Origin of the sequence: Stenotrophomonas sp. Sm10, from assembly GCF_030985515.1 — a bacterium.
GTDB classification, from domain to species: domain Bacteria; phylum Pseudomonadota; class Gammaproteobacteria; order Xanthomonadales; family Xanthomonadaceae; genus Stenotrophomonas; species Stenotrophomonas hibiscicola.
Window position 1 is genome coordinate 16,222 of sequence record NZ_JAPTFO010000011.1, and the last position, 26,914, is coordinate 43,135.

Here is a 26,914-nt window from a genome sequence, read left to right on the forward strand (position 1 = left end):
CGCCCGAATCCAGGCCCTTCAGAAGTTGGCGGGCGATGCCGCCCAGCGCAAAGGGTCGTGGCGTGTCATCGGACCGACTGCGGCACGCGTCTGAGCTTACGGGTGTCATAACCCATGGCCGCAATCCGTGCGACCGCCTGCTCATAGTCATGCTCGGACACCTGTGGTGTGCGGGCCATGTACCAGACGTAGTCGCGCTTGCTGCGCGCCACGATGGTCTGGCGGTAGCTCTCGTCGAGCCAGGCAATCACGTACTCGGCCTGGATTGGCCAGATGAACTGCATGCCCCAGATCGCGCCATTGCCTTCCTTCTCCACACGACCGATGGGATGCATCGACTTCTGCGGCGCATCGAAGCTGCCCTTGCGGTAGGTGAAGGTGGTCTGGATGCGCCCGTCGGGACGAAGTGCGTAACTCTCCACCGCGTCGAAGGCCTCGCGTTCGGGGCGCGACGGGATATGCGCGATCACATACCAATCGCCCATGAAGCGCGGCACATCCACGGATGGCGGGCGCGGCAGCGGGCGGGTGTCGCTGGAACTGCAGCCGGAACCGAACAGGCCGACCGCGATCAGGGGAAGCAGCGAGAACATGCGCATGTTGCACCTCAGCGGGGTCGGAACAGATAGTGGGCCACCAGCCACTGCCGGCCGTCGTCATAGCCAAACAACTCGGCACAGGCCATCCAGAACATCCGCCAGCGCTGCCACCAGACCTTCGCTGCAGCCTGGCCATAGGTTGCGATCAACACCGGCATCACCTGCTGGCGGGCCGCATCCTGGTTGGCCAGCCAGTGGTCGGCGGTGCGCTGGTAGTGGGTGCCGTCCAGCAGCCAGCGCTGGTCGAGCCGCAGGTCGCGCTGGAAATGCAGCAGGGTGTCAGCTGCCGGCATCAGCCCGCCGGTGAAGAAGTGCCGCCCCATCCAGTTGTCGCCGCCGTCTGTCTCGAACGGATACATCAATGTGCGATGGGCGAAGATGTGCACGAACAGCGCGCCGTCCGGCTTCAACCACCGAGCGATGCCCGCCAGCAGGCGCTCGTAGTTGCGCACGTGTTCGAACATCTCCACCGACACGCAGCGGTCGAAGCGTGCCGCAGGCAGCTCAAGCTGGTTGACATCGCGGGTGATCACCTCGACGTTGTGCAGCCCCCTGGCTTCACACTGCGCCATGATGTGCTGGCGTTGGCTGTGCGAATTGGAAACGGCGGTGATGCTGGCCTGCGGGTAGCGTTCGGCCATCCACAGGGTCAGTGAGCCCCAGCCGCATCCCAGTTCGAGAATCTGCTGGCCATCGGCCAGGCCTGCGCGCTGGCCGTACAGTTCCAGCATCGCGTCCTCGGCCTGGTCCAGCGTTTCGCGCCCGGTGGGGTAGTAGCAGCTGCTGTACTTCAGTCGCTTGCCCAGGCAGGCCTGGAAAAAGGCAGCTGGCACTTCATAGTGCTGTCGGTTGGCTGCGTCGGTGTGCAATGCGAGTGGGCTGTCGGCCAGCTCGGCGATGCGCCGGCTGAAGCGCGCCGACTGGCCTTCGATGCCACCCTCGCTTTCCTCATGCAGGCGTTGTGCGCACAAGCGGCGGATGCCCGCACGCAGCGCCGCATCGGGGACCAGCCCGCGTTCAGCCCAGGCGATCAGCCCGGTTTCCGCGTCTTCGGCAGGATTCAGTGGCGGGATCGCGTTCATGCGGAATGCTCCTTGGAAGAACGGGGGAACCAGGGAAAGAACATCGGTGTGCTGCGCTGGTAGGCGCGATAGTCGTCGCCGCGGCTGCGCAGCGCCTGTTTCTCGGTGAATGGGATGCCGCTGAGGTAGCGCAGGAACACGTACATCAGCAATGGGCCGGCCCACGCCAGCCAACACAGTGGCGAACCGACCGCGAGCAGCACATAAGTGAACCAGTGCAGCCATTCAAAGAAGTAGTTGGGGTGGCGGGAATAGCGCCAGAGCCCTTCGCGGCAGGTGCGGCCCTTGTTTGCCCGGTCGGCGCGGAACCGGGCCAGCTGCCGGTCGGCCAGTGCTTCGCCGCCGACGCTCAGCAGCCACACCAGCGCGGCGGCCACGGCCCACCACGTCATGCGGCTGCTCGGGTTGGCAGCCACTGCGACAAAGGGCAGGGCAAACAGCAGCACCAGCAATGCCTGCGCCATGAAGAAGCCAAAGATCTTGCCTTGGTGGCTCTGCCAGTGTTCGCGCAGATAGCGGTAGCGCCCGTCTTCCGGTTCGCTACGGACCCGGTGCCAGAGGTGCAGGGCCAAACGGCTGCCCCAGAGGCCGCCGAGCACGCCCAGCGCGATCCGCGGCATCGTCGCGCCATCGCCGAGCAGCGCCAGCAACAGGGCCGATGCACCTACGCCCTTGGCCCAGAGCACATCGACCACGCCGATGTTCTGGTGGCGGCGCTGCCAGGCCCAGCCCCAACTCATCATCAGCAAGGTGTACAGCAGGACCCACAGGAGATGGTTCATGAAGGAACTCCAGCCAGGGGCGGCGAGCTGGCTCGTGAGCCGCGACGGGCGCAGTGGCACAGCAGTGAAAGCGCGATGCACCAGCCCGCACCCAGTACCAGCAGGCCCTGCCATGCCGGCACAGCGAACCGCACTGCATCAAAGCCACGTGCCGCGGACAGATAGGCCAGGGGTGCCAGCAGCAGGCCGAACAGCGCCGGCAGGGCACGGTGGCGCAGCAGGAAGCGCATCGAGGTGGTCAGCGTCATCGCGAACGCGGCCCACAGCGCCATGATCCACGGTGGAGGCGCCCAGGCGAGCGGGGCGGCGGCGTAACGAACGGTGCCGGTCGCAGCGGCGCTGGCATCGACCAGCCAGGCGCAGGCCAGCGCCAGCACCATCAACCGAAGGTCCAGCCGTGGTTGCGGCGACGCCAGCAGCTGGCTGCCGATGTACAGAGAGGCTGCCAGCAACGCCGGCCACTGCCAGCCGCGCCCGGCGCCGGCCACGGCGCACAGCCAGACCAGCTGGTTGCCAAGCAGATTGGCCCAGAACCGGCGCATCTCAACTGCCTTGGCCCGATGAGGCGCCCGGGCGATGCCCCGGGCGCGCCATCAGCAGATGGGAGACCCCGATCGAGCGCTCCAGGAAGCCGCCCTCGCAATAGGCCAGGTAGAACTCCCAGAGGCGGCAGAAGCGCGTATCGAAGCCCTGCGCCTGCACGTCGGGCAACCGGACGAGGAAGCGCTGGCGCCAGGCGCGCAGGGTCAGCGCGTAGGAGTGGCCGAAGTCCTGCTGGGCGATCAGCTGCAGGTCGCTGGACCGCGTTTTGGCGGCCATGATCGCGTTGATCGACGGAATGAAGCTGCCGGGGAACACGTAGCGCTTGATGTAGTCGACGCTGCGCCGGGCCTGCTCGTAGCGATGGTCCTCGATGGTGATGGCCTGCAGCAGGGCAACGCCATCAGGCTTCAACAGGCGCTGCAACGTCGCCATGTAGGTGTCCAGGTACTCGGCGCCGATGGCCTCGATCATCTCGATCGACACCAGCTTGTCGAACTGGCCCTGCAGGTCGCGGTAGTCCTGCATCAGCAGCGTGACCTGGCCTTGCAGGCCTGCGGCGCGCACGCGCTCTGCCGCCAGCGCATGCTGTTCTGCGGAGATGGTGGTGGTGGTGACGTGGCAGCCGTAGTGCTGCGCGGCGTGCAGCGCAAAACCACCCCAGCCGGTGCCGATCTCCACCACGCGGTCGCCCGGTTTGAGCTTCAGCTGCTGGCAGATGCGGTCCAGCTTGCGCCGGGAGGCGGATTCCAGCGACTCGTCTTCTTTGTCGAACAGGGCTGAGGAATACATCAGGTCCGGCGACAGGAACAGGGCAAAGAAGTCGTTGCCCAGGTCATAGTGCGCGGCTATGTTGCGGCGACTGCCCTCGCGGCTGTTGCGGCGCAGGCGGTTCCAGCCCCGCAACAGCCAGCCGCCCAGGCGGGCCGGGCCACGCTCCATGCCGTCGAGCAGGTCGCGATTGCGTACCAGCAGCCGAATCAGCGCCACCAGGTCATCGCAGTGCCATTCGCCCTGTATGTAGCTTTCACCTGCACCCACACTGCCTTGCGCTGCAACCTTGCGGTAGAACGCCGGGTCATCGATGGTGACGGTGACATGCAGTTCGCCATGCGCATCGCCCAGCCAGACTTCGCCGAGTGCATCACGCACGCACAGGCGGCCGTCGCGCATGGGGGCAAGCTGGGCCAGCAGGCGGCGGCGCAGGAATGCATCCAGGGCGCCGGGACGTGGCAAGGCGACCAGGGGAGTCATCGAATTCATCGTGGTTTCTCGGCAAGAGCAGGGTGGTCGTGCACGGGGTTGCGCTTCAGCCACAGCCGCAGCGCGTGCCAGTGGATGGCGGCCACCACCTGCGTGGTCATCAGGGGGTAGCAGGCCAGTACCCGGGCCAGCCCAGGGCCGTCCAGCACCCTTCGCTGCATGGACTGGGTGGCGTCGAACTGCCGAACGCCGTCGCGCCAGACCTGCATGTGCACGCGAAGATCATCGCCAGGTGCGTTGAACCGCCAGTCGTAGCGGCAGTCCATCGGCATGAAGGGTGAGACGTGAAAGGATTTGTCGAATGTCCAGCGCAGTGATGCCCCGTCGCCGGTGGCCGCAGCTACCGGCAGCACATAGGCGTGCCGCTCCTTCCACGGGGTATTGGTGATCTCGGCGACGATGCAGTCCAAGGTGTTGCCATCGGCCCGGTAGCAGTAGTAGAAGCTGACCGGATTGAATACGTGCCCGGCGAAGCGAAGATGGGTGAGCAGGCGCACCGGGCCGGTGGGCCGATAACCCAGGGTAGCCGCGGCATGGTCGCGCACCGCATCGGCCAGTGGTTGCGCAGGGTTGCCGAAGTAGTCACTGCGGCGGAACTCGGCCAGGTTGCGGCGATTGACCGACCACAGCCAGCGCCCGGCGAACACGGTCTCCAGCTCATCCAGATCGAGCAGCAGCTGCGCGATCGGATAGCGGAACGCGTGGGGCTGCGGATGATGCCGTCGGTGCATCACCTGCCCGAAGTAGAGTGCGCTGGCACTCACGCTGCCACCTCGCCGGGTGCGATGGTGTCGCGGTGCGGGGTGCACTCGCGCATCGCGTCCACCACGCGGCGGGCGCTGCGGATGCCGTCTTCGTGGAAACCCCAGCCCCAGTACGCGCCCGCGAACCAGGTGCGGCGGCGGCCCTGCAGCTCAGCCCAGCGCTGTTGCGCGCGTACCGCTGCGTGGTCGTGGACCGGATGGGCATAGTGCAGCCTGCGCAGCACCTTGGCCGGATCGATCGCCTCGCTGCGGTTGAGGGTCACGACCAGCGGGGTGTCACCGGGCAGGCCCTGCAGAAGGTTCATGCAATAGCTGACCGTACAGGGCGCGCCTGGCTCCTTGGGAACGTGTGCATTCCATGCGGCCCATGCCTTGCGGTTGCGCGGCAGCAGCGATGCGTCGGTATGCAGTACTGCTTCGTTGGCCTGGTAGCGGATGGCGCCGAGCACGTCGCGTTCGACCGGATCGGCGTCACGCAGCAGGGCCAGCGCCTGGTCGCTGTGGCACGCCAGGATGACCTCGTCAAAGCCCTCCACGCCGGCCGCGCTGTGCACGCGCGCGCCCCACGGCATGCGCTCGACCGAATGGACCGGACATTCCAGCCGCTCGCGTACCCGCCAGCGGGCACGCAGGGCATCGACATAGCGTGCCGAGCCGCCGCTGACTACCCGCCAAGGTGCGCGCCCGGTCATCTGCAGCATCTGGTGGTTGGCCATGAACTGGGCCAGGTAGCGGGCCGGGAACTGCATGACCGTGTCGGTCGGTGACGACCACAGCGCTGAAGCCATCGGCAGCAGGTGCTCGTCGATGAACGCAGCACCGTAGCGCTGGCTGTGCAGGTACTGGCCCAGTGTCGGGCCTTCGCCTTCGGCAAGCAGCAGCGGTGCGTCCCGGTAGAACCGGCGCAGGTCGGCCAGCATTCCCCAGAAGCGTGGCGAAACCAGGTTGCGACGCTGGCAGAACAGGCCATCCAGCGACGTGGCGTTGTACTCGACGCCACTGCGCTCGCTGTGCATTGAGAAGCTCATGGTGGTCGGCTGCGAGGCCACGCCCAGTTCTTCAAATAGTGCCGTCAGCAGCGGGTAGTGCAGGGGGTTGAAGACGATGAAACCGGTATCCACCGCCATGCGCGTGCCGTCCACCTGCACGTCATGGGTGTGGGTATGCCCGCCCAGGTAATCGTTGGCCTCGAACAGCGTCACTTCGTGTTCGCCGTCCAGCCACCAGGCGCTGGCCAGGCCAGCGATGCCGGAGCCGATGATCGCGATGCGCATTTCAGTACCTCGCCTTGGCCAGTACCCACTCGGGGATGGGCTTGAGCCCCCTCACCAGGCCGAAGGCCGCCATTGCGCGCAGCCCGTACCAGGTCAGGTCGATCTCCCACCAGCGGAACCCCTGGCGGACGGTGCCAGGAAAGAAATGGTGGTTGTTGTGCCAGCCTTCGCCGAAGGTAAGCAGCGCCAGCCAGAGGTTGTTGCGGCTGTCGTCACGGGTCTCGAAGCGCCGCCGGCCAAAACGATGGGCGAGTGAGTTGATGGTAACGGTGGCGTGGAACAACACCACGGTGGAAATGAAGAAGCCCCACACCAGCAACTGCGGGCCAGAGGTGTGCAGCCCGGGCGCCCAGCGCTCCAGGCCGGCGCCGAGTGCGTACAGCGCAGCAGCCAGCAGTACCGGTACCGCCGTATCAAAGCGGTCCAGCCAGCGCAGCTCGGGGAAGCGCGCCAGGTCAGGCACGCGCGATAGATCCGTGGCGAATGCCTCACGGGTCAGGAACCAGCCCATGTGGCTGCGCCAGAAGCCGCCTTCGCGCGGCGAGTGCGGGTCCAGCGGTTGGTCGGCATGCCGATGGTGATGGCGATGGTGGGCGGCCCACCACAGCGGCCCACGTTGCACGCTGGACGCGCCGATCACCGCGAACACGAACTGCACCGTTCGCGATGCCTGGAACGTCCGGTGCGAGAAGTAGCGGTGGTAAAAGGCGGTGATCGCAAACATGCGCACTGCGTAGAGGGCTGCGGCGACGATCACGGCGGTCCACGAGATACCTACCCAGATCACCGCGATGCAGGCCAGGTGCATCAACGCGAACGGTACGGCGCGCAGCCAGTCGATGCGTCCGGGCTCGCCAGCGGCGTGGTCTGCAGCGCTGCCGGTGTCGACCCAGCGCTTCAGGGTGCGCAGCAGGCGCCAAGGTCGGCGGGGGAGGGGCGCTACAGAGGCCATGGCGGATCTCGGCGGGTGTCGTGTCTTCCTCTACGCAGCAGTGCGCGCAATGGATGCGGCCGGCGGTGGAGAATTTCGGCTTCACTTGGGCATCACGCTGCAGCGCCCCACCAGGGGTTGCGTCCAGGCCTGTTGCCATTCGCTGGCGGACCGCTCGGCAACCGGCGAGCTGAAGCGCACCGTGACCTGTGGGTAGGTGCCGCGGGCATCGCGCAGGTTGCTGGTGCCGCGGAACTCCAGCAGGCGGCGGTCGGCGCTGGCATAGACCAGCGACAGGCGCGGCGCGATGCCGCCGTACCACGTGTCCAGACTGGCCTCGATGGCCTGGGCGTCGATGCCCTGCCAGCGAACAGGGCCGGTACGCCGCACCTGCACCGGGAAGAAGCGCTGCCGCCCCGGCACCAGGAAGGGCAGGCTGATGCGTTCACCTCGCAGCAGCGCTGGCCAATGCTGGCGCACCGCGGCGTCGAAGCCCGTGTCGATCACCGCATCCGGTGCCAGCTCAAGCCGACGCTGACGCAGCTCGCTGGCGGCATCTTCTTTCCAGGCGATCAACACCGACTCGCCACTGGCGTCGACTTCAGCGGTTTGCCCGCTACGGCTGTCCTGCAGCGAATAACCCCGGGCCTGCGGGCGGGCGCTGGCCGGCAGATGCTTGCGGGCGAAGGGGCGGCCATCCGGGCACTGATAGAGCACCCAGCGTTCGGCACCCTCCGATGGGCCGCGCCGCCAGTGCACTTCACGATAGAGCAGGTCGCCCTGCGCCGAGGTGGCCACGCCCTCGTTGCGCAGCCAGGGCGCCGCCAGCGCGGCATGGGGCAGGCATAGCAGCAGCCAGGCAGTGCGCATGGTATTCGTCCGGTAGGGAGGCTCAGGTCATACGGTGGCCGTGGCTGCTTGGATGCGCAGTGCCTGCTGCATCCAATGGCCACCCCTGCGCGTAGAGAGGACAGACCTTCACCTGCCCGCCGCTCACGCAGATGTACCCTGACGCCGCCAGCACCCTCCTCAACTTCGATACCGCACGCACCGTGTCCAGTTCCCAGCAGCCGAGCAGCGAGCCGACGAACTGGGCCGATGACATGGACAGTGTGGCGCGGCTGCGCGACCGCGACTGCTTCATGCGGATCTATGACTACTTCATGCCGCGGCTGTGCGTGTATCTGCGTGGCCTGGGGGCACCCGACGCCGTGGCCGAGGAAATGGCGCAGGAGTGCCTGCTGCGCCTGTGGTTGCGGGCGGCCGAGTATGATGCGGCCCAGGGCGCGCTGAGTACCTGGCTGTACCGGATCGCGCGAAACCTGCAGATCGACCGCATCCGTCGCGAGCGCAGCTGGATGCAGGTGCAGGCAGCGGTGGAAGACGCCGCGGCCGTGGACGTGATCGAGCGCAGCAGTGCCGAGCAGTTCGCCGACCAGGCGCGCCTTCGCCAGCGCATCAACGAGCTGCCCGCCGTGCAGGCGAGGCTGGTGCGGATGTCCTATTTCGAGGCGAAGAGCCACAGTGAGATTGCCCAGGCGCTGGGCATGCCGCTGGGGACGGTAAAGTCACACCTGCGACGTGCGTTCCTGCAACTGCAGGCCAAAGTGGGAGGTGCGCTGTGAATCCGCACCACCACCTGCACGAATCCACGCTGATGAGCTATGCCGCCGGCGCGCTGCCGGCGCCGTTGAGCATCGTGGCCGGTGCCCACCTCGAGCAGTGCCCCCACTGCCGCCAGCGCCTGCGCGATGCCGAGGCAATCGGCTCGGTGTTGCTGGAGCAGACCCAACCGCCCGCTGCCGACGGGCGTCGCGAGCAGTTGCGCGAGGCCATGCTGATGCAGCTGGCCTCGGAGGCGCCGAGCGCCATCGCCGGAACCAGGCGCCCTGTGCCGAGGGAGCGGCCCGAGGCCGACCCCGACCACCTTCCTGCATCACTGCACCCGTACTTCGGCGCATCGCTCAGCGAGCTGCGTTGGCGCTGGATGGCGCCCGGCGTGCATTGCATCCGTGCCGAGCAGATGCCCTCGCTGATCATGCTGAAGATTGCCCCGGGCAAGTGCCTGCCCATGCACAGCCATGGCCGCAGCGAACTGACCCAGATCCTGCGGGGTTCGTACAATGATGCGCTGGGGTTGTTCGCACCGGGTGACGTGGCAGATCTGGACGAAGACGTGGAGCATCAACCGGTGACCGCGCCCGGTGTCCCCTGCATCTGCGTGTCAGCGCTGGATGCGCCGCTGGTGTTCAGTGGCTGGCTGGCGCGGAAGATCCAGCGTTTCGTGAAACTCTAGCGGGGATGACGATGGCCGGGACGGGCGCATTACGGATTCTGTTGACCGGTGCCGCAGGCCTGGTCGGGCAAGGTGTGGCGCTGGCCTGCCGACGCTCACCACAGGTGTCCGGCCTGACAGCGCTGGTCCGCCATCCGGGAAGTCTGAGCGGCGCCGGCAGCGAACTGATCGTTCCGGACTTCCTGCGTATCCAGGACCGGTCGGATGAACTGGCCGGGTTCGATGCCTGCTTCTACTGTGCCGGGGCGCCACCGGTTGGAACGGCAGAGGCCGAGTACCGACGCGTGACCCTGGACACCACTCAGGCGGTGGCCCTTGCCTGGGCGGCTGCGAATCCCGAAGGGTGCTTTCTGTATGTATCCGGTGCCGGCGCGGACCCTCGGAGCCGGCTGATGCCGTTGAGGATCAAGGGCGAGACCGAAGTCGCATTGCAGAGCCTGCCGGTGCGCACCGTGATGCTGCGCCCGGGCGGTGTCAGGCCGGTCCCGGGCACCGGCACCCGTCATGCCCTGTTGAAGCCCCTTTACTGGGGCGGTGCGCCATTGATGAAACTGGCCGGTGCGGTTGCACCTTCGTTGGTGACGAGCAACCTGGCACTGGGCCAAGCGATGATTGCCTTGGCCGTCAGGGAGCATCCACCGGCGACGGTGGAGTGCGCGGACATCAACCGGATCGCGGCCGGCGGGCGCGATCCGGCGTCCTGACCTCAGTGTGGCGCTGCCTCCAGCGCGGTGCGCACGGCCGTCGCCAGATCACTTCGGGTGAACGGCTTTGGCAGCAGCGCAACGGCCCGCCCTTGGCTGCCCACCTGGTCGTGGTCACGGGGATAGCCCGACGTGAACAGCACGGCGACCTCCGGCCAGCGTTCACGGACTTCCCGCACCAGCTCCCAGCCCGACATGCCGGGCATCACCACGTCCGAGAACAGCAGGTCCACCCTGGTATCCGGGCGTTCCAGCAGCCGCAGTGCGGAAGGGCCGTCGTGGGCTTCCAATACCCGGTAGCCCAGCAGCCGCAGTGCATCCACCGTGTGGGCGCGGACATCGTCGTTGTCCTCGGTCACCAGGATGGTTTCCTCGCGCGGCGAATAGCCTGCCAGGCCGGTCTGCGGAGTGCGCGCCTCGCTGGGCAACGGCAGCAGTGAACGCGGGAACATCATGGTGATGCTGGTGCCGCCGCCTTCCACCGAATCGATCAGCACGTGGCCGCCTGACTGCTTGACGAACCCGTGCACCATCGACAGGCCCAGGCCGGTGCCACGGCCAACCTGCTTGGTGGTGAAGAAGGGTTCGAAGACCCGGGCGAGCGTCGCCGCATCCATGCCGTGGCCGTTGTCGCGCACCCGCAGCATCACGTACTCGCCCGGCGTTGCATCCGGGAACAGCGCGGCATAGTCGTGGTCCAGATGGCTGTTGTCGACTTCAATCACCAGCCGCCCGCCATGCGGCATCGCATCGCGGGCGTTGACCGCCAGGTTCAGTACGGAGGCCTCCAGTTGGCTGATGTCGATCTCCACGCACCAGATGTCCTCCGCGCTGCGGATCTCCAGCTGCACCAGTTCACCCAGTGCACGCTGCAGCATGTCGTGCATGTCCAGCAGGCGGACATTGAGGTCAGCGGCCTGGCTGCGCAGCGGCTGGCGGCGGGCAAACGCCAGCAGGCGCTGGGTCAGGCTGGCGGCACGGCCCACCCCCTTCAGCGCATTGTCCAGCGCACGGCCCACCAGCGCACCGGCCTCGCCAGCCCTTTCACTGAGCAGCATGGCGTGCTCGACATTGCCGGAAATGACGGTCAGGATGTTGTTGAAATCATGCGCGATGCCGCCGGTGAGCTGACCGACCGCCTCGATCTTCTGTGACTGGCGCAGCGCGTGCTCGGCCTGCAGGCGTGCGGTGGTTTCGACGGCCTCGGAGACAACGGCGGTGACCGCCCCTTCGGCGTCGAGCAGCGGACGGAACGAGAAGTCGAAGCTGCGGCGGCCGGTCGGGAGCTCCAGCTCCAGCGCATGCAGTGAACTGCGGCCCTGCGCTGCGTCTCCGACGGCGCGGTCGATCGCTGCGCCCATGCCCTCGGTGGTGGCGAACCAGACCGATTCGGCGAAGTGCTGGCCAACAATGTCCTTCTTGTCTGCAAGTACAGCGGCCAAGGAAGCGTCATTGGCATCGACCACGCATCCGCGCAGATCCAGCAGCACCTGATGCTGGAAGCTGGACTCGAAGATCGCCTGCAGGCGGCGCTTGCTGGCGCGCAGCTCGGCCGTGCGCGCCTGCACCTGCTGCTCGAGCAGCTGGTTGTCCTCACGCAGGGCCAGCTCGGCCTGCTTCAGCAGCGAGATGTCGCTGCCCAGGCAGATGTAGCCGGCCACGCTGCCATCGGCGGCATGCTCCGGCACGCATTCCATCTGTACGAAACGCGACTCGCCACTGCGATGGACGAGCTCGACCTGGAAGCTCGTGCGTTCGCCCTGCAGTACCCGTTCAAGGCTGGGCAAGGCGTGTTCGAAAGCGGAGATGCCGCTGACATCCCGCGCGGTCCGGCCCAGCAGCTCGGCCAGGCTGAATCCATGCCAGTCCAGGAACGCCTTGTTGGCGAACCGGTAGCGATGCGCGTTGTCGAGCTGGGCAATCAGCGCGGGTACGGCATCGGTGACCTGCTGCAGCTGCGCCTGGCTCTCGTTCAGCGCCGCCTGGGCATGCATCAGCTGGGCGCGTTCATGGGCTTCCTGGCGAGCGCGGCGGATCGCATCCGGCAGGCGTTGCAGGCGCTGCTTGACGACGTAATCGCGCGCGCCACGGGTCAGCGCCTGTACGGCCAGCTCTTCCGTCAGTGTGCCGGAGACGAAGATGAAAGGGGTCTGTGGAATCCGCTCGCGCGCCAGCGCGAGGGCCGCATCGCCATCGAATCCGGGCAGCACATGGTCGGCCAGGATCACGTCGAACGCACGGTTGTCGATGGCCTCGATGAACGCATTGCGCGTCCACAGGCGCTCGACCTCGAACTCCAGGCCGGCACGCCGCAGCTGTGCGGTGATCAGCTCCGCATCAAGCGCGCTGTCCTCCAGCATGAGGATGCGCAGGCGCTCGCTGCGGCGCGATCCATCACGCATTGTGCTGCCCCGAGCCGCTGGGCCGGTGCGGTGGTGGCTGGTTGGTGATGCCCCAGAACATGCCCAGTCCTTGGATGGCGTCAAAGAACTCCTTGAAGTCGACCGGCTTGACCACGAATGCGTTGACGCCCAGTTCGTAACTGCGCACCAGATCCTGCTCCTCGCGCGAAGAGGTCAGCATCACAACCGGGGTGCTGCTCAGGTACGGGTCGCCACGGACCTGCTCCAGTACCTCCAAGCCATTGACTTTGGGCAGCTTCAGGTCCAGCAGCACGACCACCGGGCCGCCGTGCATGGCACCGGCGAACTTGCCTTCGCAGCGCAGGTAATCCAGCGCTTCGGCGCCGTCGCGTACATGGATGACATCGTTCAACAGCTGGCAGCGCTCAAGCGCGGCCATCGTCAGCTCTGCATCCTTGGGGCTGTCCTCTACCAGGAGGATCGGCCGCAGGTCCCTCATGGGTGTTCTCCTGTGGAGCGGGGTAGGGTGAAGTGAATGGTCGCGCCCTTGCCGGGCTCGCCCACGGCCCAGGTACGGCCGCCATGGCGGCCGATGATGCGGCGGACATTGGCCAGGCCGATGCCGGTGCCTTCGAACTCTTCGACGTGGTGCAGGCGCTGGAACACGCCGAACAGCTTGTCCACGTAGCGCATGTCGAAGCCGCAGCCGTTGTCGCGCACGAAGAAGTGGTCTTCCTCGTCGTTTCGCTCGTGACCAACCTCGATCACTGCATGTTCGCGCTCGCGGGTGAACTTGATCGCGTTGGCCAGCAGGTTCTGCCAGACCAGGCGCAGCATCGTCGGATCGGCTTCAACCTCCGGCAGCGGTGCGAGCGTCCACTGCACGTCGCGGCCGGTGTAGTCCAGGGCCAGGCTCCGGCGCACATCCTCGGCCAGCGCGGTCATGTCCAGCCGCACACGCCCCAGCGTGGAGCGTCCCATCTGCGAGAAGCTGAGCAGGTCATCCACCAGCGTGCCGGCGGACTTGGCCGATTCCACGATCGTGTCCAGGAAGCGGCGCTCGGTATCGTTCAGGCGTTCGCCCGCCGAGCTGCCCAGCAGCTCGGAATAGCCGACAATGTGACGGAAGGGAGCGCGCAAGTCGTGGCTGACCGAATAGGAGAAGGCTTCCAGTTCCTTGTTGCTGCGGAGCAGCTGCTCGTTCAGTTCGGCCATTTCCTCGGCCTTGCGCAACACGATATCGACGATGGCCGTGCGCATTTCGTGTGCCGCTTCGCAGTCAGCGTCGCTCCACGGCAGGCTGCGCTGCTGCACGGTCTCCTTCCAGGCCTCGAACGAGTTGCGCGGGGACAGCGCAACGCCCGGTGCGGCTTCCTTGCGGGGATCGCCACCCCAGCGCACGGTACGCACCACTTCCGGCCGGAACCACATCAAATAACTGTCATGCAACTGCGAAATGGACACCGCCAGCAGGCCGCTGGCCACATCGGCCAGGTGCGCGGCAGGCGACCAGTCGGCTGCCAGGTGATCGGTGCAGTAGGTTTCCTGACCGGCCTGCTGCGCGGCCAACCAGTTCGCCAGGGCCAGCACGTCGCTGGCGGAAGGGCACTGGCCAACACGCAGGCAATCGCCTTTGTGAACGATCGCCGCGCCGGCCGCGCCGGTCAGCGACAGCAGGCTGGCCTCGTCCTGGCGCAGGGCCGCCATGAAGTCCTCGTCGCCGGCCATGCGACCCAGCAGCTTGACCAGTATCGAGCGCCGCGCGACGCGCTCTTCGACCGCACGCGCCCGCTCCTTCAACGCGATCTGCAGCGACAGGATCTGGCCCATGAGCTCGCAGGCGGTACGCACGTGGTAGGGCAGGCGCCGTGGCTGCACGGTGTGGCAAGACACCAGCCCCCACAAGCGGCCTTCATGCACCAGCGATACCGACATCGATGCGCCGGTCCCCATGTTGCGCATGTACTGCAGGTGGACCGGCGAGACGCTGCGCAGCACGGCCAGGCTCAGGTCGGTGGCTGGTGCGTCGCGATGGTCGTCGGCCCGCATCAACGGCGCGGGGGTGTAGTTGTTGTCCGCGATCAGGCGCACCCGGTTGCGGCGGTAGAGTTCGCGGGCCTGCGCAGGAATGTCCGATTCGGGGAAGCGCAGGTCAAGGTAGGACGGCAACAGGCCGTTGCCATCCTCGGCCACCACGATGCCATTCCAGCCGGCATCGAACTGATAGACCAGGGTGCGGTCAAAGCCGGTCAGCCGGCGCATGTGCGCGGCAGCCAGCTGGCAGAGGTCTTCCACGGTGCCGGCCGACTCGATCCCGGCCATCAGCTCGCGGATGGCCGGATACAGTTCTTCCAGCGAGCCGGGCTGGCCGGGAACCGGCGCTTCCAGCTCGACCAGCAGATCGGTGGCGGAGCGGTGCAGCAGCAGTTGATGGCGGCCATGGCCATCCAGATGCACGGCACCGACATGCGCGCTGCTGCCGACCGTCGCCTGCTGGAACAACGCCTGGAACGGCGCCAGCGCACCGCCAAGCACCTTGCTGACATGCTGCGCCAACGGCTCGCCGAACTGCTGCAGCAGCCCCGGATGGCTGATGGCGCGCTCGAGCACCTGCAGGGACTGCGGCTCAACGACCAGAAGCACACCGTACGGCTGGATCGCGCCGGGGGTATGGATCGGTTCGCGCGCGCAGCTGGACGAGGCGGTGTCGTGCGCGGATTCAGCAGAAGGCATCAAGGGCAGGGCTCATGGTTCGTGGATGGCTGGATAGCCCAGTGATACATCCGTATCCATCAATGGTGAAGCAAAATCGTGCATCCGCCTACCAGTGTGTGCGTGTGAAGCGTGTTTCTGTCCAAGCTGAATTCTTCATGTAAAGACCAGGTCGAACACTTGCAGTTTTCGCGAAGAGTACATCTGCGCTGCACATCAGCTCGACAGGTCATTGCCTAGGGTGGGTCCACTTCCCTAGCGACCGCCCCGTGAATCTGCAGACCGTGCCCTTGCCCCCGTATCGCATGCTGCCTGACAGCTGCCAGTTCGAACTGCTGGATGTGGATGCGCTGCAGGACCCTGCCAGTGGCCGGTTGCTGCATCTGTACTCGCTGGTGGCCCGTTGCCTGTCCTGCGAGACGATCTTCAAGGCAGAGGAAGGGCAGGGCCTGGTCAGCCATACTGCGGCGCGGGTGGTGCGATGCCCCACCGGCTGCGGACAGCAGGCCTTCAAGCCGGCCCTGCTGCGGAGCTGGCACCGGCAGGCCGCGGCCCAGGCGTGACCGGCAGAGGTCACAGCAGCCCGGGATTGGCTCGCCATACCGCGAAGTTGAGCGCTGAAGCGAACGAGATCCAGGCCAGATAGGGAAGCAGTAGCGCCGCCGCAATCGGACGGACGCGCGCAAACGCGACGGTTGTTGCGCATACCAGCGCAATCAATACAAGAATGTCGGCGAAGGCCAAGGCGCCCAGCTTCCAGCCGAAGAACAGCCAGCTCCACAGCGCATTGACGGCAAGCTGCACCAGGTAGAGCATCAGCGCCGGTCGTGCTCCACGCCAGCCGCGTTCGCGCCAGACCAGCCAGGCGGCAATGGCCATCATGGCGTAGAGCAAGGTCCACACCGGACCGAAGACACTGGCCGGTGGTGCCCACGGGGGAAGGGCGAGGGTGGTGTAGAAGCTTGCCGCGGATGCCGACGCCCACGCCCCCAGAGTGGCCGCGATGAAGGTGATCGCCATCCATCCCAGAAGCCCGAAAACCTGTGAACTCCGCTTCATAGCAGCTCCATGATGCGCTTGATTCCGTCTACGCACTGAGGCCGCAAATGGATGCAGGCCGCCAGCCTTCAGTCCGATGAACCTGCGGCGCCCGTTCCCTGGCTCGCTGGCAGCAGGGAAGGCCGCTGATCAAACCACTCGCGTGCCTTGGCCAGGTGCCACTGGCGCTGGTCACCGTCCAGCTCGATGCCCGCACCCAGCAGCCCCCAGCGCAGATACAGGTCCCCGCGCTTGCGCTGGTCGAGCAGATCCAGCCGCGCGCGTACCGACAGGCGATCGTTCTCGGCCTGCAGTCCATCGATGACCAGATGGCCTGGGCGCCAGCGCAGCGTTGCCTGTGCCTGTACCTGTCCGGAATCCAGCAGCGACAAGGTCCAGCGCGGGTAGTCGGTGCGCTCTGCGAACAGTGCAAGCAACGGACGGGCGTCGCTGAGATCCAGATCCGTGGTGGCATCGACCTGGAAGGGCGACTGCGCATCGATGCGGCCACGCTTGAAGGCCACGCGGCCCTTCCATGCACTTGGGCGCTCTGTACCGGCCACCTGCACATTGCGCAGCTCCACGGTGGTGCCGGACAGATCGAAATGACGTTCATTGAAGTCACCGCGGCGCAGGGTCGCGTTCACGCCGATATCGCCGCCCATTTCCAGTCCCGCCACCTTGGCACTGGCGTTGCGCGCAAACAGCCGGGCCGTGCCATGACCGACGCGTCCATCGGTGTCGAGCGTGGCATCGCCGCTCAGGCTGCCGGTGCCACGGAGCAGCCGCACCTGCGGCGAGCCGAGGTAACGGTTGTAGGCGGCCAGGTCGGGAATGGTTGCCTGGCTGAATCGGAGGTGCGCGCGGACACCCTTGCGTAGCTCCTGCAGGCGACCGTCGCCGCTCAGGTCCAGGGCCAGATCACGGCCGTCGAACAGGCGCACATCCTTGGCATCGGTTGGCCGTGCAGTGAATCGTGGCAGCCGGACAGCCAGCTGTGCCTGGCTGGGGCTGCCGGCCTTCAGTTCGCCATGGGCGCTGGCCGTGCCGGCCAGGCGTACGCCGGCGACTTCGGCCACGGCTTCGGCGGCCGGAATGTCCACGGTGCTGCCTTCGATCAGTTCGCCGTTGCGCACGCGCAGGTCCGCCTTCAGCGTGCCGCCGCCGTCCAGCTGCAGCCACGGCTTGCGGACGAACAGGGCAGGGATCCAGTTGAGCGAAGCGAACGTCCATTCGGCGCGCACGGTACCAGAGCTGCGTTCCAGCAGCTGGGCGGGCTGCTGGAAGGGGACGTCCCGGCCACGGACGCGCAGATCCGCATCCACTTCACTGCCTGAGCCGGGCTTGGGCGGCAGGCGGGCCTGCAGGCGCAGGTCGTTGGACACATTGAGCTGCAGGGCCAGCACGCCGCGATTGGGGGCACCATCACCCAGGTAGAGCGGCACCTGCCAGATGGCGCGGTCCCCGGGCTGCAGCTGGCCGTCAATCAGGTGCAGCGCCAGCTGCAGGCGTCCGGGCACTGGCGCGCTGGAGATCTTCGGCGTTGTGGCATCCGTGTCCATGCGCAGGCCCTGGCTGCGGGCGTCGACCTCGAGCTGGGCATGCAGCAACTTCAACTTGGCCAGACCGGGCGCCTGGTCCCGATAGTGGCGCGGATAGCTGAAGCGCGCGGTGAGATCCATGTCGCCCAACAGCTGCACGCCGTCAAAACTGGTGTCCGCATCGCTGAACGCCACCTCGGATTCGAAGAGCTCCGACGGCCCGCCGCGTAGCTGCTTGAGGAAGCCCACCGTGCCGTGGCCCTTGCCGATGATCAGCAGCTTGCCAAAGCGTGCGCTGCGGATGCTGTCGCTGTGGATGGCGTCGAAACGGAGCGTCCAGCCGCGGTCACTGCGCGGCGGTGGCGGGATGGCTTCTTCGACGCGGCTGATCTCGGCGGAAACCCCTGTCGCCTGCAAGCGCGGAACCCGCACCTCGCGCTGGAACAGGGGCAGCACCGCCAACCGGGCGCTGGCGCGCTCGGCATGCAGCGCGTAGACCGTGTGGTTCACGTGGCCGCGCATGTGCACGTTCCAGGCGATGACATGACCGGGCAGCAGCGTGATGGCCGGGCCGGTGGTCATCACGAACTTGTGCGGCTTGCGGTTGGTGACCTGATCGAACAACGGGGTATTGAGGAAGATGTTGCCGGCCAGCAGGTACAGCAGGTAGACGCCCAGCAGGACGTAGGCAGGAACGCGCCACCGTCGAAGCCGGTGCGGGATGTGCACGGAAACAGGAGGCATCTACTGCTCTGAGGGCCGGAATTCCCACAACTATTGCGGAGCCGATGGCGGTGGCGCGTGAAGCGGCTACGGGGCAGGTGCCGGATTCTGGTAGTGTCCAGCCTGGTCACGACCACAGATCTGCAGGAGACGCATGGAGATCCGGCCCGCCCGTGCAGGCGATTTCGACGCGATGTGGGGCATGTTCAAGGCGGCCATTGCGGCGCAGGATGCGCTGCCCTTTGCCGGCTCTTTTGGAGTCGAGACGTTTCGCGCGCATTGGTTCCAGGCCCAGGCACCTCATGTAGCTGTGCTGGAGGGCCGGGTTGTGGGCATGTACAAGATGGGCCCGAATTTCCCTGACCTTGGGGCGCATGTGGCCAGCGCCACGTATGTGGTGGATGCGCCGGCACAAGGGCAAGGTGTGGGCCGGGCCCTGGTGGAACACAGCCTGGAGCGGGCGAGGGCGGAAGGATTCCTGGCCATGCAGTTCAATTACGTAGTCAGTACCAATCGCCCAGCGGTGGCGCTGTATCGGAAGCTGGGGTTCGATGTGGTGGGAACGCTGCCGAAGGCGTTCCGGCATGGGACGCTGGGTTTGGTGGATGTCTTTGTGATGCACAGGTTCCTGTGATGCGATGCGTTGGTCGCACGTGGCCGGCGATATCCAGCCGAGGCTGGCTGCACAGTTCCTAAGGATGTCCCTCATCCTCAGCGCATCGACGCGGGCCCGCGCCTAGATGGCATGGAGCTCGCCGGCATGGAACGAGCCGAATAGCGTGACGCGTCACGACCAGTGAGTGGCTACGGCTGGGGTACCAGAACGCGCTCCTGAGGCCTCGGTCGTTGGTGCCGAATCGGCGAAAGCGCTCTTGCCAGGCTGGCGTGCAGCCACGGCAAGATCAGCGGCAAAACTACGCCCGCAAAGCCGTCTTTACCGGCCACTGTCAGATCCGCAAGATCCTTTGGCATTCCTGCAGAGGTTGAGGGAAGCCCAAAGGGCGGTTGGCAGTGATCGAATCACTGACAATCAGGCCGGCGCCTGGAGTGGATCAGGAGCGTGACTGGTGAAGCCTGGATCGGGCAATGGCGCAATGAACATAATATACATTATGCGAAATTACGTGTCCGCCGGATCTGGGCCTTTGTTGGGTCCGCGTGGCAATGGCTGATCGACATTGATTGACGGGGAGAAGTTGCCCCACCTACTACGGAAAGTCGCCCCATTTGCTACGAAAAGTCGCCACACATTTGGTGGAACTTCCATCAAGGCGCCCCTAATTCGACGAAACCGCGAAACTGTTGCCCCAGAAGCCGACCCAACTAAAGTTGTTACGCCGCTCCTAGTTGGCGTCCACTAGGCTCGACTGCAGGAACCGAGGTGATTCGGCTCGCCTTCTGGAGGCGAGCCTTCCAAGTAAAAGTGCTACTTCAGCGCGCTCATTGCTTCGGCCGCTTGCGTTTCGGCCTAACATCAGCAGCGATGCGAACTTCTTTGGATCGCTTGAATGCAACTTCCAGCTGAGCTGGCAAATCTCGAAGCCCTGAAAGCTGTCCCTCGAGCGCGTCACATCTGCCGCGCAGGATATCGGCAGACTGACTGGCCGTGGCGGCGGCTGATTGGGCGGCCTGGACATCCTGACGCAGCTGCTTCTCAAGAGCTCTGTGTTGCTCGGATGCCTTGCTTAGCTGCACCTGGAGTTCTTTCACCTCCTGTCGGGCGCGATCAACATCGCTGAGCGCCCGATTCTCGACAGATCTGGTGTACTCGGCCCAGTCTTCTCGCTCAGATTTCGCCGTTTCTAGCGCCTCATGAAGCCTAGCGTCGAGTTGCTGTCTCGATGCTTCATTTCGATCGGCTCTTCGGCGCTCGACATCCCGCTGCTCTACAAGCTCTGACATCTGCAGGCGGAGCTGGTCAACCAATCGCTGTAGCTCTGCAGCTTGCGTAGCGGCAATCCTCTCTCCTGTGAGAGCATCGTCGCGCTCTGAGCGCAATTGCGTCAGCTCGTCAGCTACAAGCCGGGATTTTGCGTCCAGTGCATCACGCCGGGCGGCCAGTGACTGCTCAGCCTCTGCAAGCTCTCGATGGGCGGCCTCCCGGGCATGACTCAACGCTAGCTCCCACCATTGTCCGGCGAGTTCTGCCAACACCGCTGGTGCATCTTCCAGGTCCGGACGCGCTGGCTGCAGGCGCGTGCCAAGTCGCTTCCACCACGTCTCCAGCCAGCGGGTCACGGTGTTCGGCGAGCCTGTCCCCAGGTGAGCCCGGATCCGCTCGACGGTTGGGCGTTCGCCCTTGCCGACCAATTCGTCGGCGGCGCTATGGACGTCAGATTCCGTGATGCCCCGGGCCATGCGAAGTCTCCTTTACTGGCGCCCTACTCTGCTGGTAGCGTACTCGCGATAAGTGATGATTATCGCGAGTAGTAGCCTTAGTTCATAGCGAACATTACATAGTATGAAAAGAAATAACACGTTGCCCACAAACGCAGCGACGGTCCTCTGCTTGGTGTTGCCGGAACAACTGGCCCAGCAAGCCGCCGATGCCGTGCGCGAGCTACTAGCCGAAGCGGCTGCTGCTAACACCACCCGCAGCTACGCCACCGCCCTGCGCTACTGGGCCGGTTGGCATCAAGGGCGCTACGGGATCGAGCTGGCACTGCCGGTCAGCGAGGCTGTGGTGATCCAGTTCTTGGTCGACCATATCCAACGTCGAAGCAAAGCAGAGCTGGTGAGCGAGCTGCCGCCGGCGCTGGATCAGACGTTGGTGGACGCCGGGCTCAAGGCCAAGGTCGGGCCACTGAAGCTGTCGACCGTAGTCCAGCGGGTGGCAGTGCTCTCAACCGCCCACAAGCTCAAGCGGCTGACCAACCCCTGCGAGCTGCCCAGCGTCCGCACCTTACTCAGCCGGGCCCGGCGTGCTGCGGTCAAACGGGGTGAGCGGCCAACCAAGAAGACCGCGATCACTCGGGCCGAACTCGAGGCCATGCTAGCGACCTGCGATGACAGCTTGGAGGGTCTGCGTGACCGCGCCCTACTCTGCTTCGGCTTTGCCAGCGGTGGTCGCCGGCGTAGCGAGATCGCGGCCGCGGATATGCGCGACCTGCGCAAGGTCGGCGAGAACGGCTACATCTATCGATTGGAGTACTCAAAGACCCAGCAGGCCGGGGTGAAGGGAGATTCCACGCCGGACAAGCCGATCCTGGGCCGAAGTGCTGAAGCGCTTTCTGATTGGCTTGAGGCCGCGGGAATCCGCGAGGGAGCGATCTTCCGTCGAATCTGGAAGGATCGGGTGGGGCCTGCCCTGCTCCCTGGTTCGGTGGCTACAATCGTGAAGCGCCGGGCGAAGCTGGCAGGGCTGAAGGGAGACTTTGGAGCGCACAGCTTGCGGTCGGGTTTCGTCACCGAGGCAGGGAAGCAAGGGGTTCCATTGCCTGCGGTGATGGCGATGACCGAGCATCGTTCTGTAGCAAGCGTAATAGGATACTTTCAGGCTGGGTCCGCCGAAGACAACCCGGCTGCCCGATTGCTCAAATAGGCGGTTCGTAACAGATCCATCTTCACAGGGAATGCGCGATGAGTACAAGTTCACGGATCGAGTGGACTGAGCGAACCTGGAACCCCGCCGTCGGGTGCACCAAGGTGTCGGCAGGCTGCAAACATTGTTATGCCGAGACGCTAGCTAAGCGCTTGCAGGCAATGGGCTTGGATGCCTATAAGCATGGCTTTCGTCTAAAGACGCTACCAGAGCGCTTAGATGAGCCGCGGCAACGGAAGAAGCCAACGATGTACTTCGTCAACTCCATGAGCGATCTCTTTCACGAGCGCATTACCGATGCATTTCTCGACTCGGTAATGAAGGTGATTTCGGATACGCCACAGCATCGCTACCAGATTCTCACCAAGCGCCATGAGCGCCTTGGTGCCTATTTCGCCGGACGGGATGTGCCTAGCAATGTCTGGCTGGGTGTTTCCGTAGAGAACAAGCGCCACGGCGTGCCGCGCATCGACGTGCTGCGAAAAATCCCCGCCAAGATACGTTTTCTGTCATGTGAGCCGCTACTAGAGGATCTTGGCTCGCTAGATCTCACCGGTATCCATTGGGTGATTGTTGGTGGCGAGTCGGGACCAGGTGCGCGCCCTATGCAGCCGGATTGGGCTCGGGCAATCCGGACCCAGTGCGAAGCACAGGATGCCACCTTCTTCTTCAAGCAGTGGGGCGGCTGGGGGGCGGACGGAAAGCGCCGTTCCAAAAAAGCTAACGGCCGGGAGCTCGACGGTCGTCAATGGAATGGCATGCCCGGCCCCGTGAATCTGTAATGGCCTAGTCGCATTCGGCAAAACTCAACTGAGGGGAACGGGGATGAATGGAGTCATAAGCCGGGCACTGGAGCGCTATGAAGACCGAGAGCACTCTCTGGTCAAGCACCACATTCTGGCGTCGTATCTGGAACGGTGCCTCATGATTATTGGTCAAAAGTGGAGCAAGATCGCATACATCGACTGCTTCGCTGGGCCATGGAAGTCTTCGTCCAATGATCTTTCTGATACATCGCCTGGCATTGCTATTCGTCATATGGCGGCGTGCCAGGCTGAGTTGAGAGAGAGATTCCAGCATCAGGTTCAGATCCGCTCGGTTTTCATGGAGACTGATACGGAGCGAGCCAATCTGCTGGATAGCCACGTTCAACTTGCACCAACGAACATCGTCCGCCCGGAAGTTTGGCGTAAGCCGTTCGGGGAAGCTATCCCCGACTTGCTGCGCTGGCTACAGCCGGACGAGTTCGCTTTCGTGTTCGTGGACCCTTTCGGCTGGAAGGGCATCATCGAGCCAACGGTGCTCGCACCGCTACTCAAGCGGCGGAATACCGAGCTTCTGATTAATTTCATGTGGAACTTCATCAATCTTGCAACAGGACTGGCCGAGCAAGATACGAACCTGACTGGTGTGTTCGGTGATGATTGGCGAGAGGCGGCGGGATCCGCAGGAGAGGCCAAGCGGCGCGAGCTGATGCGGCGGTACCGGGGAAAGCTTGCTGCGCAATGCGGCGAGCATGCTCGGCAACGCTTGCGCACCGCTGTATTACCAGTCCAGTACATCAATAAAAAGAAGGTAATTTTCAACTTGGTGTATGCCACCCACCATGCCGCTGGATTAGTGGTCTTTTGGGAGGAAGCAGAGAAGACATCGCGGCAGCAGGATCGTCTCAAATTGCAACACAAGTTAGATCAGGTTGCTAGAAGCGATGGGCAGTCCGATCTATTCAGCGCCGACGATCATTCGGCGGAACGTACGGGCCCCATGCAAGACCTTAAGAAGGCGTGGCTCCGACGCGTCCCGAAAGTTGGTGACGCTTTGACGGTCGACATGGTCGTAATGGCAGACCTCATCGAAGAAACAGATGGCTTGCTCTCAGACCTGCAGTCCGCACTTGGTGAACTAATCAAGGAAGGCATGATCGAAAATTCAAATGCGAAGCGCTTCCGCCCAAAGAATCCTGTGATTTTTCGAAAGAACGAAGTCCTATTGCGCTTGAAATGACCTCTAACCATCTCAAGTCCCCCGACTTTGCGGCAACCTCTGTTGAGTCTGCAGAGATAGGGGAATGGCTGGTGTGGCGCAGGCTGGAGAGGCGGCACTGCAGAGTGATCTGGCGCCCGCCTCCTTCCTTAGGTCGATTTCTTCGGACGGACTTCTTCAGGCTCCAATCGCGCTCGCAAGATGACGTCATTGCACGTGTAAAGGCAATGACGAACTGTCGCTTCAACCTTTTCGAAGAATACGTCGTCGAGCACCAGCTCTTGATGGCCGCCACTGTGGTACTGCAGGAGGAAACCGCCGTTTAGCTCATGTAGAACCTTTCCGTGGGCGAATGCATTGCGCCAAGCCATAACATTGCTGAGTGCTGCCTTGATCGCCTTGATCTTCGTAGCTTCTAGCGCTTTGGTCTGCTCAAGAAGCCTGGTGAACACACGGCGTTTGAAGGCAAAGGAGAAATCCGAGGTCCCCATGATCTCTTTTGTGAAGAACTCTCGTTCGAGATCGCCTGAGGCATGCTTGCGAAAGAGAAGAATGCCAACTGCCTCAACCATTCGGTCCTCGAGGAGCACGGTTGCAGTAATCAGCTCCGAGCGGTTCTTTTCAATCGTTGCGAGTTTTTTCTCGAATCCGCCCTCTGAGGATGCGGACTTCGGTAGCTCTCCGTCGAAGTAGAATCGCACACCAAGTTCTTTGGGAATGTACAGCTCTCTCATGATCCTCCCGCTTGTGATTCTTGCAACTCAAACGAGTCGCGAGGCAGATGAACCGACCACACGTGATGCCTTTCCCGCAGTGAGGGATGATTGTGTCGAATCATTCCGCGCAGGTATGCAAGTCGCAAGTGACCCTCAATTAGCTGAGTGCCGTGCATTGGCGCCCCCATAGGGTGATACATGCCAGACGCCTGGCGCGCCACGATGATGGGCGCCGGTGATGTCCCACAGTCAAGCATTGACTTGGCGAGCCAAGTGGCTCTCCGGCTCGCACTTCGAAACAGCTCGTCGCCCCAGTAGTCCAAGGTCTGCATCCAGTCCTTGATATGACCAATTCCCATTACCTCGGAATTGGTTAGCTCAACTAGCTGAAACTCAAAGCGCATCAGGTCACGATCTAGCCAATGTCGACCAAAATCTTGCCAGTGGCGGTAGATCCAGTTCTCTACAACGTCACGAGGGAAATTACCTAGCTCCTGGGGCCAACGGGCGAAGTACTCCTGAAAGGACTCGACGCCTGAGCCCCCATATCCATTGACCTCTGGGACGATCATCTTTGCTCCATTCCTTGATGCGTGGGTCGTCGGGAAGCCTACTACTCGATGACCAGCTTTTGCCAAGATGATGCATGAACCCTGCCCCCGATGAATCTTCCTAATCCCCTGCCCCGCCGATGTCCGCTTCCGGCCAAAAGCGGACTTCAGATCCTGAGTTAAAGCGGGGCGCGAAGGGGCGTCGGTTTGAATGAACTGTTGGATGACGCCCTACTTTCCACGCATGCGGCCCCGAGCGTCTTGAACCGCCTGCTTGCCGGGGGCGATGCCTACCATGCGGCCATCTGATCCTTGAACGCCACGGTAGCCCTTACGGATTGCGACCATGCGCCCGTCCGAGCCCTGAAGGGCGCGAGCCCCTGCGGGTATCTCTACCATGCGTCCGTCACTGCCTAGAATCCACGTGCGCCAGACCTAATTGCAGCCATACGCCCATCACTCCTTTGCAGCCCACGACCACAAGGGGAATTGGAACCATGCGCCCGTCGCTGCCTTGAAGCACGCGCCAGCCATCCAGAATTGCGATCGCCTTCCCATCACTACCGGTGAGAGTGCGTTTCATGCTTACATCCTTTACGTGAATCTTCCAAAGCCACCTTAGCCTCTAATGGCCCACCCAATAATAGCCCACCCAACCGGAATCACTCAGCCTGCAGCCGCACGCTCTGTAAACGCGTGATTTCCCCACAGGCATAGCCCCCATCTACTGATCCGTATTCATGGGTCAGCGAAAGCAATTACTAAACCTGCTATAGATGCGGCAGGGCTAAACAGTCCTGCCGCGCTAACAGCGACGCCCAGAAAGAACTTGGCAGCCTTACCCCCGGGGAATGAAAAAGCATGCTTTACATACTTCGATTTCAGATCAACATAGCGATCCAAACTGTCCGGCAACTGCAATGTGGCAACTTGGTGCCCCATATCGTTGAAAACACGTCTCGTACGCTCAACGATGACGCCACCAGTCCGCTTCGACCAAGAATAAATTCTCACCAAGTAATCGCGAACGAAGTTGCGCGGAGGGCTCATCGCGATCTCGAACGCACCACTCGGGTAGAGACCTGAGAACGCCTCAGCGACCTCCACATCGTCGACCTCATCACCCAAAACTACGAGACGCCCGGCTCCCTCAAGATGACTAAGGAATGCAACCAACCTACCTACGACTTCTGAATCAGAAGCGCGCACCTTGTTCCAGCGGAAGGAAGAGTTGAAGTAATGGACCACGCGCAACAGGAATTCAGCATGCTCACGACTTCCACCTCGAATCAAAGAAACGAGTCGCACCAGGTTGGCGGGCACTACAACCGCAAGTCCATCCTGAGGCCAGATTTCATCCAACGCCACGGATTGCAACGCAGAAATACCGAGAGCAATAGCCTCAGGCTGGGCACTAAATTTCTCGACCGCCTCATTAATTATCACAGCTCCCCCTTTCATCCAAGAAACCACGCAAACTAATACATCAAATACAACTCATTGCCTAGCCT

Annotated in this window: 26 protein-coding genes; 8 read left to right on the forward strand and 18 right to left on the reverse strand. The window is 63.8% G+C overall.

Features of this window, described 5'->3' with window-relative positions:
- Window positions 1-65: 65 nt before the first annotated feature.
- The 9 genes from O0J15_RS04985 to O0J15_RS05025 all read right to left on the reverse strand — a co-directional run bounded on the left by O0J15_RS04985 (window position 66) and on the right by O0J15_RS05025 (window position 8,105).
- Window positions 66-599, reverse strand: coding sequence for a lipocalin family protein (locus O0J15_RS04985; protein ID WP_019659664.1), 534 nt, complete (start codon window positions 597-599; stop codon window positions 66-68).
- Between the two features lie 8 nt (window positions 600-607).
- The gene (locus tag O0J15_RS04990; protein ID WP_308305190.1) at window positions 608-1,681 is read right to left on the reverse strand and encodes a class I SAM-dependent methyltransferase; all 1,074 of its coding nucleotides are present in this window, start codon (window positions 1,679-1,681) and stop codon (window positions 608-610) included.
- Window positions 1,678-2,463 carry a DUF1295 domain-containing protein gene (locus O0J15_RS04995; RefSeq protein ID WP_308305191.1) on the reverse strand — a complete coding sequence of 262 codons (786 nt, stop codon included), beginning with the start codon at window positions 2,461-2,463 and terminating at the stop codon, window positions 1,678-1,680. The genes O0J15_RS04990 and O0J15_RS04995 overlap by 4 nt, the downstream gene beginning before the upstream one ends.
- On the reverse strand, window positions 2,460-3,005 hold the full coding sequence (locus O0J15_RS05000) for a DUF2878 domain-containing protein (protein WP_134734874.1): 546 nt from the start codon (window positions 3,003-3,005) through the stop codon (window positions 2,460-2,462). Before O0J15_RS05000 ends, O0J15_RS04995 begins: the two co-directional genes overlap by 4 nt.
- A gap of 1 nt (window position 3,006) precedes the next feature.
- Window positions 3,007-4,266, reverse strand: coding sequence for a cyclopropane-fatty-acyl-phospholipid synthase family protein (locus tag O0J15_RS05005; protein WP_058981679.1), 1,260 nt, complete (start codon window positions 4,264-4,266; stop codon window positions 3,007-3,009).
- A complete protein-coding gene (locus O0J15_RS05010; RefSeq protein WP_010485792.1) occupies window positions 4,263-5,030 on the reverse strand; it encodes a DUF1365 domain-containing protein in 768 nt (255 codons plus the stop codon). The genes O0J15_RS05005 and O0J15_RS05010 overlap by 4 nt, the downstream gene beginning before the upstream one ends.
- Entirely contained in the window at window positions 5,027-6,304 is a 1,278-nt protein-coding gene (locus O0J15_RS05015) for an NAD(P)/FAD-dependent oxidoreductase (protein ID WP_010485790.1), read from the reverse strand. Before O0J15_RS05015 ends, O0J15_RS05010 begins: the two co-directional genes overlap by 4 nt.
- Window position 6,305: 1 nt before the next feature.
- Window positions 6,306-7,256 (reverse strand): acyl-CoA desaturase, encoded by a 951-nt coding sequence (locus tag O0J15_RS05020; protein WP_010485789.1) that lies wholly within the window; start codon window positions 7,254-7,256, stop codon window positions 6,306-6,308.
- A gap of 81 nt (window positions 7,257-7,337) precedes the next feature.
- Window positions 7,338-8,105 (reverse strand): hypothetical protein, encoded by a 768-nt coding sequence (locus tag O0J15_RS05025; RefSeq protein ID WP_308305192.1) that lies wholly within the window; start codon window positions 8,103-8,105, stop codon window positions 7,338-7,340.
- Window positions 8,106-8,236: 131 nt separating this feature from the next.
- On the opposite strand from O0J15_RS05025, the gene O0J15_RS05030 reads away from it, so the two are divergent.
- Genes O0J15_RS05030 through O0J15_RS05040 form a run of 3 tightly spaced genes read left to right on the forward strand, consistent with a single transcriptional unit; the run spans window position 8,237 to window position 10,235 of the window.
- The gene (locus O0J15_RS05030; RefSeq protein WP_058981669.1) at window positions 8,237-8,860 is read left to right on the forward strand and encodes a sigma-70 family RNA polymerase sigma factor; all 624 of its coding nucleotides are present in this window, start codon (window positions 8,237-8,239) and stop codon (window positions 8,858-8,860) included.
- Window positions 8,857-9,531, forward strand: a complete 675-nt coding sequence (locus tag O0J15_RS05035; RefSeq protein WP_155029522.1) for a ChrR family anti-sigma-E factor — start codon at window positions 8,857-8,859, stop codon at window positions 9,529-9,531. Before O0J15_RS05030 ends, O0J15_RS05035 begins: the two co-directional genes overlap by 4 nt.
- Before the next feature lie 11 nt (window positions 9,532-9,542).
- Window positions 9,543-10,235 carry an oxidoreductase gene (locus O0J15_RS05040; RefSeq protein ID WP_155030433.1) on the forward strand — a complete coding sequence of 231 codons (693 nt, stop codon included), beginning with the start codon at window positions 9,543-9,545 and terminating at the stop codon, window positions 10,233-10,235.
- Between the two features lie 2 nt (window positions 10,236-10,237).
- Here O0J15_RS05040 and O0J15_RS05045 read toward each other — a convergent pair whose 3' ends face one another.
- The 3 genes from O0J15_RS05045 to O0J15_RS05055 are packed head-to-tail and all read right to left on the reverse strand — an operon-like array spanning window position 10,238 to window position 15,331.
- Entirely contained in the window at window positions 10,238-12,637 is a 2,400-nt protein-coding gene (locus O0J15_RS05045) for a hybrid sensor histidine kinase/response regulator (protein ID WP_155029523.1), read from the reverse strand.
- Window positions 12,630-13,097 carry a response regulator gene (locus tag O0J15_RS05050; protein WP_019659676.1) on the reverse strand — a complete coding sequence of 156 codons (468 nt, stop codon included), beginning with the start codon at window positions 13,095-13,097 and terminating at the stop codon, window positions 12,630-12,632. The genes O0J15_RS05045 and O0J15_RS05050 overlap by 8 nt, the downstream gene beginning before the upstream one ends.
- Complete coding sequence (locus O0J15_RS05055) at window positions 13,094-15,331, reverse strand: ATP-binding protein (protein ID WP_308305193.1); 2,238 nt, start codon at window positions 15,329-15,331, stop codon at window positions 13,094-13,096. Before O0J15_RS05055 ends, O0J15_RS05050 begins: the two co-directional genes overlap by 4 nt.
- A gap of 248 nt (window positions 15,332-15,579) precedes the next feature.
- On the opposite strand from O0J15_RS05055, the gene O0J15_RS05060 reads away from it, so the two are divergent.
- Complete coding sequence (locus tag O0J15_RS05060; protein ID WP_031269080.1) at window positions 15,580-15,873, forward strand: hypothetical protein; 294 nt, start codon at window positions 15,580-15,582, stop codon at window positions 15,871-15,873.
- A 10-nt stretch (window positions 15,874-15,883) separates the two neighbouring features.
- Here O0J15_RS05060 and O0J15_RS05065 read toward each other — a convergent pair whose 3' ends face one another.
- Together O0J15_RS05065 and O0J15_RS05070 are read right to left on the reverse strand one after the other, a co-directional pair.
- On the reverse strand, window positions 15,884-16,369 hold the full coding sequence (locus O0J15_RS05065; protein ID WP_026346980.1) for a TspO/MBR family protein: 486 nt from the start codon (window positions 16,367-16,369) through the stop codon (window positions 15,884-15,886).
- A 68-nt stretch (window positions 16,370-16,437) separates the two neighbouring features.
- A complete protein-coding gene (locus O0J15_RS05070) occupies window positions 16,438-18,633 on the reverse strand; it encodes a hypothetical protein (RefSeq protein ID WP_308305194.1) in 2,196 nt (731 codons plus the stop codon).
- 133 nt (window positions 18,634-18,766) lie between these two features.
- Between O0J15_RS05070 and O0J15_RS05075 the strand changes: the two genes are divergently transcribed.
- Entirely contained in the window at window positions 18,767-19,246 is a 480-nt protein-coding gene (locus tag O0J15_RS05075; protein WP_308305195.1) for a GNAT family N-acetyltransferase, read from the forward strand.
- Window positions 19,247-20,052: 806 nt separating this feature from the next.
- On the opposite strand, the gene O0J15_RS05080 is transcribed toward O0J15_RS05075, so the two are convergent.
- The gene (locus O0J15_RS05080) at window positions 20,053-20,970 is read right to left on the reverse strand and encodes a DNA-binding protein (protein WP_308305196.1); all 918 of its coding nucleotides are present in this window, start codon (window positions 20,968-20,970) and stop codon (window positions 20,053-20,055) included.
- Window positions 20,971-21,073: 103 nt separating this feature from the next.
- On the opposite strand from O0J15_RS05080, the gene O0J15_RS05085 reads away from it, so the two are divergent.
- Genes O0J15_RS05085 through tcmP form a run of 3 tightly spaced genes read left to right on the forward strand, consistent with a single transcriptional unit; the run spans window position 21,074 to window position 24,157 of the window.
- Window positions 21,074-22,153, forward strand: coding sequence for a site-specific integrase (locus O0J15_RS05085; RefSeq protein WP_308305197.1), 1,080 nt, complete (start codon window positions 21,074-21,076; stop codon window positions 22,151-22,153).
- Between the two features lie 38 nt (window positions 22,154-22,191).
- A complete protein-coding gene (locus O0J15_RS05090; protein ID WP_308305198.1) occupies window positions 22,192-22,935 on the forward strand; it encodes a phage Gp37/Gp68 family protein in 744 nt (247 codons plus the stop codon).
- 43 nt (window positions 22,936-22,978) lie between these two features.
- Complete coding sequence (gene tcmP / locus O0J15_RS05095; RefSeq protein WP_308305199.1) at window positions 22,979-24,157, forward strand: three-Cys-motif partner protein TcmP; 1,179 nt, start codon at window positions 22,979-22,981, stop codon at window positions 24,155-24,157.
- 128 nt (window positions 24,158-24,285) lie between these two features.
- On the opposite strand, the gene O0J15_RS05100 is transcribed toward tcmP, so the two are convergent.
- The 3 genes from O0J15_RS05100 to O0J15_RS05110 all read right to left on the reverse strand — a co-directional run bounded on the left by O0J15_RS05100 (window position 24,286) and on the right by O0J15_RS05110 (window position 26,864).
- On the reverse strand, window positions 24,286-24,870 hold the full coding sequence (locus tag O0J15_RS05100) for a hypothetical protein (RefSeq protein WP_308305200.1): 585 nt from the start codon (window positions 24,868-24,870) through the stop codon (window positions 24,286-24,288).
- Between the two features lie 939 nt (window positions 24,871-25,809).
- Window positions 25,810-25,986 carry a hypothetical protein gene (locus tag O0J15_RS05105; RefSeq protein ID WP_308305201.1) on the reverse strand — a complete coding sequence of 59 codons (177 nt, stop codon included), beginning with the start codon at window positions 25,984-25,986 and terminating at the stop codon, window positions 25,810-25,812.
- Window positions 25,987-26,141: 155 nt separating this feature from the next.
- Complete coding sequence (locus tag O0J15_RS05110) at window positions 26,142-26,864, reverse strand: hypothetical protein (RefSeq protein WP_308305202.1); 723 nt, start codon at window positions 26,862-26,864, stop codon at window positions 26,142-26,144.
- Between the last annotated feature and the right edge of the window lie 50 nt (window positions 26,865-26,914).

What these genes read in the sequence shown, in the direction of transcription:
- O0J15_RS05040 (WP_155030433.1), top strand. Translation starts at nt 9,543, where the DNA reads ATGGCCGGGACGGGCGCATTACGGATTCTGTTGACCGGTGCCGCAGGC.
- O0J15_RS05085 (WP_308305197.1), top strand. Translation starts at nt 21,074, where the DNA reads ATGAAAAGAAATAACACGTTGCCCACAAACGCAGCGACGGTCCTCTGC.
- O0J15_RS05110 (WP_308305202.1), bottom strand. Translation starts at nt 26,864, where the DNA reads ATGAAAGGGGGAGCTGTGATAATTAATGAGGCGGTCGAGAAATTTAGT.
- O0J15_RS05025 (WP_308305192.1), bottom strand. Translation starts at nt 8,105, where the DNA reads ATGCGCACTGCCTGGCTGCTGCTATGCCTGCCCCATGCCGCGCTGGCG.
- O0J15_RS05050 (WP_019659676.1), bottom strand. Translation starts at nt 13,097, where the DNA reads ATGAGGGACCTGCGGCCGATCCTCCTGGTAGAGGACAGCCCCAAGGAT.
- O0J15_RS05065 (WP_026346980.1), bottom strand. Translation starts at nt 16,369, where the DNA reads ATGAAGCGGAGTTCACAGGTTTTCGGGCTTCTGGGATGGATGGCGATC.
- tcmP (WP_308305199.1), top strand. Translation starts at nt 22,979, where the DNA reads ATGAATGGAGTCATAAGCCGGGCACTGGAGCGCTATGAAGACCGAGAG.
- O0J15_RS05080 (WP_308305196.1), bottom strand. Translation starts at nt 20,970, where the DNA reads ATGGCCCGGGGCATCACGGAATCTGACGTCCATAGCGCCGCCGACGAA.
- O0J15_RS04995 (WP_308305191.1), bottom strand. Translation starts at nt 2,463, where the DNA reads ATGAACCATCTCCTGTGGGTCCTGCTGTACACCTTGCTGATGATGAGT.
- O0J15_RS05055 (WP_308305193.1), bottom strand. Translation starts at nt 15,331, where the DNA reads ATGCCTTCTGCTGAATCCGCGCACGACACCGCCTCGTCCAGCTGCGCG.
- O0J15_RS05100 (WP_308305200.1), bottom strand. Translation starts at nt 24,870, where the DNA reads ATGAGAGAGCTGTACATTCCCAAAGAACTTGGTGTGCGATTCTACTTC.
- O0J15_RS05045 (WP_155029523.1), bottom strand. Translation starts at nt 12,637, where the DNA reads ATGCGTGATGGATCGCGCCGCAGCGAGCGCCTGCGCATCCTCATGCTG.
- O0J15_RS05005 (WP_058981679.1), bottom strand. Translation starts at nt 4,266, where the DNA reads ATGAATTCGATGACTCCCCTGGTCGCCTTGCCACGTCCCGGCGCCCTG.
- O0J15_RS05070 (WP_308305194.1), bottom strand. Translation starts at nt 18,633, where the DNA reads ATGCCTCCTGTTTCCGTGCACATCCCGCACCGGCTTCGACGGTGGCGC.
- O0J15_RS04985 (WP_019659664.1), bottom strand. Translation starts at nt 599, where the DNA reads ATGCGCATGTTCTCGCTGCTTCCCCTGATCGCGGTCGGCCTGTTCGGT.
- O0J15_RS05090 (WP_308305198.1), top strand. Translation starts at nt 22,192, where the DNA reads ATGAGTACAAGTTCACGGATCGAGTGGACTGAGCGAACCTGGAACCCC.
- O0J15_RS05105 (WP_308305201.1), bottom strand. Translation starts at nt 25,986, where the DNA reads ATGAAACGCACTCTCACCGGTAGTGATGGGAAGGCGATCGCAATTCTG.
- O0J15_RS04990 (WP_308305190.1), bottom strand. Translation starts at nt 1,681, where the DNA reads ATGAACGCGATCCCGCCACTGAATCCTGCCGAAGACGCGGAAACCGGG.
- O0J15_RS05000 (WP_134734874.1), bottom strand. Translation starts at nt 3,005, where the DNA reads ATGCGCCGGTTCTGGGCCAATCTGCTTGGCAACCAGCTGGTCTGGCTG.
- O0J15_RS05075 (WP_308305195.1), top strand. Translation starts at nt 18,767, where the DNA reads ATGGAGATCCGGCCCGCCCGTGCAGGCGATTTCGACGCGATGTGGGGC.
- O0J15_RS05015 (WP_010485790.1), bottom strand. Translation starts at nt 6,304, where the DNA reads ATGCGCATCGCGATCATCGGCTCCGGCATCGCTGGCCTGGCCAGCGCC.
- O0J15_RS05020 (WP_010485789.1), bottom strand. Translation starts at nt 7,256, where the DNA reads ATGGCCTCTGTAGCGCCCCTCCCCCGCCGACCTTGGCGCCTGCTGCGC.
- O0J15_RS05030 (WP_058981669.1), top strand. Translation starts at nt 8,237, where the DNA reads ATGTACCCTGACGCCGCCAGCACCCTCCTCAACTTCGATACCGCACGC.